The sequence below is a fragment of the Mesorhizobium sp. M5C.F.Ca.IN.020.32.2.1 genome (assembly GCF_004023105.1).
GTDB classification, from domain to species: Bacteria; Pseudomonadota; Alphaproteobacteria; order Rhizobiales; family Rhizobiaceae; genus Mesorhizobium; species Mesorhizobium wenxiniae.
The window spans coordinates 1-4716 of sequence record NZ_RZSX01000499.1 but is presented as its reverse complement, the minus strand read 5'-3'; the positions used below and the strand labels follow the sequence as shown (position 1 = coordinate 4716).

Below are 4716 nucleotides of genomic sequence, written 5' to 3'. Positions count from 1 at the left end.
CCGACATGCCGGCCTATACCGCCGCCAAGGCCGGCATCGTCGGCCTGACCAAGGGGCTTGCCGGCAAGCTCGGCGCCGACGGCATTCGTGTCAATGCGATCGCACCCGGCTGGGTGATCACCGAGCGGCAGAAGGAGCTCTGGGTCACCGAACAGGCGCTCGCCGCCCACGTTGCCAAGCAATGCATCAAGCAGGTTATGCAGCCGGAAGACATTGTCGGCACGGTGCTGTTCTTGGCGTCGGACGCTTCGCGGATGCTGACCGCACAGATGTTGATCGTCGATGGGGGCTTCCTGTGAGCCCAGGATTTCCGAACAAGGTGCCGGCCGTTGCCGCCGTCGATTGGGGCACAACCCGTCTCCGGGTCTGGCTGATCGATGAGGCCGGAAACGTCCTTGCCGAGCGCCGCGGCGACGACGGGCTGATCACTGCGCAGGCCGCCGGGTTTTCGACCATCCTCGAAGGACATCTGGTGGCGATGGGCGCGCCGGAAGCGATGCCCGTCATCATCTGCGGCATGGCCGGCTCGCGCCAGGGCTGGCTGGAGGCGCCCTATGTCACCGTGCCGGCGCCGATCGGCGCCATCCTTGCCGGCGCTGCGCGCATCCCCGGCCAGCGCCGCGACATCCGTATCGTGCCGGGGCTTGCCCAGCGCCAGGCCGATGCGCCCGACGTCATGCGGGGCGAGGAAACGCAGCTGGCCGGCGCTGGTTTGCCGGCAAAGGGCCGTCATCTCGTCTGCATGCCCGGGACCCATTCGAAATGGGTTTTGGTCGAGGACGGCGCTGTTGCCGGTTTCGGCACGTGGCCGACCGGCGAGCTGTTTTCGGTGCTGGCGGCGCACTCGATCCTGCGCCATTCGCTGGGCGAGCAGCCCCAGCCGGTTGCACCAGGCAATCCGTTTTTCCGGCGCTGGTGCGAGCAAGCGCTTGCCGACGGCGGGGATGTCACGTCGAGACTGTTCTCGATCCGCGCCGCTGGCCTGCTTCAGGACCTGAAGCCCGACGATGCAGCTGCTTGCCTGTCCGGTCTGCTGATCGGCGGCGAGATCGCCTCGGCCAGCCGGCGCTATGGGAAAGGCGGGTCGGTCGTGCTGGTCGCTTCCGGCGCGCTCGGCGCGCTGTACACGGAGGCGCTCGGCCTCGCTGGACTCGCGGTTCGGACCGTCGATGCCGACGAGGCGGTGCGTGCGGGCCTGATCGAGGCGGCGCGCGAAAATGGCATGATTGCTGGAAGCGGAGTTGCCGCATGACCGAGACCGCACCATTTCCGAAGCTCGAGCGCGGCATTGTCGCCATCTTGCGCGGCCTCAAGCCGGACGAGGCGGTGGCCATTGGCCGCGCGATCTTCGAGGCCGGCATCGAAGCGATCGAAGTTCCGCTCAATTCGCCGGAGCCCTTCGCCTCGATCGCGAGGATCGCGGAGGCGCTGCCGGCGACGGCACTGGTCGGCGCCGGCACTGTGCTGACCGCGGCCGATGTCGACGGGTTGCAAAAGGCCGGCGGGCGGCTGCTGGTCAGCCCCAACATCGATGCCGAGGTCATGGGTCGCGCGATGAATTACGGCATGGTGACGATGCCCGGCGTGTTCACGCCGACCGAGGCATTTCAGGCCATCCGGCTCGGCGCCTCGGCGCTGAAATTCTTCCCGGCCAGCGTGCTCGGCGCGGCCGGCATCGCGGCGATGCGCGCGGTTTTGCCTTCCGATATGCTGGTCGGCGCGGTCGGTGGTGTGTCGGAAAAGGACTTTGCCGGCTACAAAGCTGCTGGCGTCAGCGTCTTCGGCCTCGGCTCCAGCCTGTTCAAGCCTGGTATGAACGTGGATGAGGTGGCAACGCGAGCACAGGCCGCAGTCGTCGCCTGGGATGCGGCGTTTGGAGCAGTGCGATGAACGAAGCCATCGTTTCTGTTCTTTCCGACCATGTCTGCCAGCTCGGCGAAGGCCCGAGCTATGACCCCGCCACTGATACGCTCTACTGGTTCGACATCGTCAACGGCCAGCTTCTGGAAAAGCAGCTTTCCGGCGGTGCGGTCAAAATCCACGAGCTTGGCCAGATGGCCAGCGCCATCGCCGTCATCGATGACAACAGACAATTGATCGCTACCGAAACCGGCCTGCATGTCCGCGACGTCGCGACCGGCAAGATGACGCTGCACACGGCGATCGAGGCCGACAATCCGGTGACGCGCTCGAATGATTCGCGCGTCCATCCCTGCGGCGCCTTCTGGGTCGGCACGATGGGCAAGGGCGAGGAAAAGGCCGCCGGCTCGATCTACTGGTTCTTCAAGGGGGAGCTGCGTCGGCTCTATTCGGACATCACCGTGTCGAACTCGATCTGCTTTTCCGAGGACGGAACGGTCGCCTGTTACACCGATACCAGCACCGGCCTGTTGATGCGCGTCGCCTGCAATCCAGCGACCGGCCTGCCGGTCGGCGAACCGAAGATCTTCGTCGATCATCGCAATGCCAAGGGCTATATCGACGGTTCGGTGCTCGATCGCGACGGTGTTCTTTGGAACGCCTGCTGGGGCGGCAGCGTCATCGAAGCCTATGAGCCTGACGGCAAGCTCATCCGTTCGGTCGCGATGCCGGTGACGCAACCGTCTTGCCCGGCCTTTGTCGGCAGGAATGCCGACCGGCTGGCGGTGACTTCAGCCTGGTCGGGCAAGGATGAGAAGCAGCGCCTGCTGGACCCGCAAGCCGGCATGACATTTCTGCTCGACATTCCAGTCAACGGCCGCTTCGAGCCGCGCGTGCTGATCGCCTAGACCAATGATCGCGAACCTTCGGTTCGGAAAAGATCATGGTCAAACAAGAAGATCGCATCAGCACTGTCGCGCAGGCGTCCGGCTGACGTCGGTTTTCCGCGAAGGCCTTATACATTCGCCGTGCGATGGTAGGTAATCGCGCTGCCAGGACCCGTTCATCCTCGGGAATCGTTCATCTCATGTCAAGCCGCAAGCCGAAGCTGATCCTTGTCTACGAGCCGGAAAAGGCTTGCTTCGACCGGCTGGTCGCCGATGGCCACGTGGCGGCGCGCGCCGCCGAAATCGCCTCCTATCTGGCGCAATCGACCGACATCGCCTCTGAGTTCGATGCGCTGGCCGCAGCCTGCCTGACATGCGGCCTATCCTTCGTTCCAGTGGCGCTCGACGATGCCGCGAGCGCTCTCGCCGGCGAGGGCCCAAAGTCCACGCTTGTCTGGACGCTGACCGACGGCGTCGCCTATTTCCGCGGCGGCGCCGCACCTGCTTTGGCACGGCTGAATGGCCTGAAGGTGATCGGTACCGATGACGCGCTGTTTGCGCTGTGCCAGGACAAGTTCCGCTCCGGCGCCGTGCTCGGTGCACTCGGCCTGCCGGTGCCGCAATCCGGTTTGGCCCGCGACGGTCATTGGCTGGTCGAGCCACCGGCTTCGCCGGCAGGCTGGTTTGTCAAGCCGAACCGGCTCGGCGCCAAGATCGGCATCTGGCCGGACTCGCGCTGTGCCGATCTCGGCCATGCGCTGGAACTTAGCCGGCGTGTGTTCGCCGCCTATCGCGACGACGTCGTCGTGCAGCCCTATGTAGCCGGGCGCAATGTGCGCGCGAGCTATCTCGGCCTGAAGCCGGACACCGGCGTCGAGGCGCTCGGCATCGCCTTTGTCGATTCGGGCGGTGATTTTCAGACCATGGCAGACAGCCTGGCGCTCTATGGCGGCACCGGCGAGGCTGCCAGGGAGGCGGGGACATACGCCGAGCCCGAGCTGCTGCCGGTCGCCGCCAGCCAGCCGCGAGCCGATGCAAAGATCCGACGGATCGCGCAAAGCCTGATGACCGGGCTCGGCCTGCGAGATGTATTTTCCATCGATTTCCGGGTCGAAGCCGACGACAGCGTCCATCTCATCGAATTCGAGGTCTGCCCCGGCCTGCCCTGCTTCGATTTCCGCGCCTATTGCCGCACGCAATGGGAGATGGGCCTCGCCGATGCGATGGCCGAGACCGCGGCGAGCCGTTTTAACCGAATGGCCGCGTCCTGAGCAGAAATTCTGCGTGAAGCTGCCCCCGGGGCGACCCAGGATCGTATCGTATCTTGACAAATCGCTTGCGTTCCGGCACCTCACTTAATAGGGTGTTAAGTGAAGGAGGCACTCGGTGAAAGTCGACCTTGCTACGTCCCCGGGCGTGGCCGCGCAGGCAGGGGCGGACGCGGACAAGGCGAAGCATGTCGGTGGGCGGATCAAGGCCATTCGCACGGCCCGACGCATTTCGCTTCGCCAGCTGGCCGACATGGTCGGCACGACGGCGAGCTTCATCAGCCAGCTCGAGCGCAATCTGAGCGGCGCCAGCGCCAGCACCCTGATGCGGATCGCGGCTGCGTTGGATCTCGGCATCAACGACCTGTTCGAGCAGACCGAAGGTGGGTTCCACAAGGTGCTCACCAGAGGCGACCGGCCCCTGCTGCCGATCAGCCACGGTTGTCGAAAGACGTTGCTGTCGCGGCGGCCGATCCATGAATTCGAGGTTTATTCGGGGGATTTCGACGTCGGCGGTTCGACCGGTAACGATGCTTACACGCATGGCGGCAAGCACGAGATGTTCGTCGTTCTGAAGGGAACAGTCGAGCTGACGCTGGCAGACGAGCGCTTCGTCATGAACGAGGGCGACAGCATCGAATACGCAACCTCGACGCCCCATCGCACGGCAAACATCGGCAAGACGCCGGCGCAGGTGCTCT

General features: G+C 64.9%; 6 protein-coding genes. All 6 read left to right on the top strand.

From position 1 onward, the window contains the following. Window positions 1–299: SDR family oxidoreductase (locus tag EOA86_RS22725; protein ID WP_128343684.1), on the top strand; the 299-nt coding region annotated here is incomplete at its 5' end. Then, complete coding sequence (locus EOA86_RS22720) at window positions 296–1252, top strand: 2-dehydro-3-deoxygalactonokinase (RefSeq protein WP_065006419.1); 957 nt, start codon at window positions 296–298, stop codon at window positions 1250–1252. The genes EOA86_RS22725 and EOA86_RS22720, both read left to right, overlap by 4 nt. Then, the gene (locus EOA86_RS22715) at window positions 1249–1890 is read left to right on the top strand and encodes a 2-dehydro-3-deoxy-6-phosphogalactonate aldolase (protein WP_128343681.1); all 642 of its coding nucleotides are present in this window, start codon (window positions 1249–1251) and stop codon (window positions 1888–1890) included. The genes EOA86_RS22720 and EOA86_RS22715 overlap by 4 nt, the downstream gene beginning before the upstream one ends. Further along, a complete protein-coding gene (locus tag EOA86_RS22710) occupies window positions 1887–2768 on the top strand; it encodes an SMP-30/gluconolactonase/LRE family protein (RefSeq protein WP_128343679.1) in 882 nt (293 codons plus the stop codon). The genes EOA86_RS22715 and EOA86_RS22710 overlap by 4 nt, the downstream gene beginning before the upstream one ends. Window positions 2769–2947: 179 nt before the next feature. Further along, window positions 2948–4018, top strand: a complete 1071-nt coding sequence (locus tag EOA86_RS22705) for a D-alanine:D-lactate ligase-like protein (protein ID WP_128343678.1) — start codon at window positions 2948–2950, stop codon at window positions 4016–4018. A gap of 115 nt (window positions 4019–4133) precedes the next feature. Then, window positions 4134–4716, top strand: a 583-nt coding sequence (locus EOA86_RS22700) for an XRE family transcriptional regulator (protein ID WP_164891911.1), incomplete at its 3' end; no start/stop codon positions are given.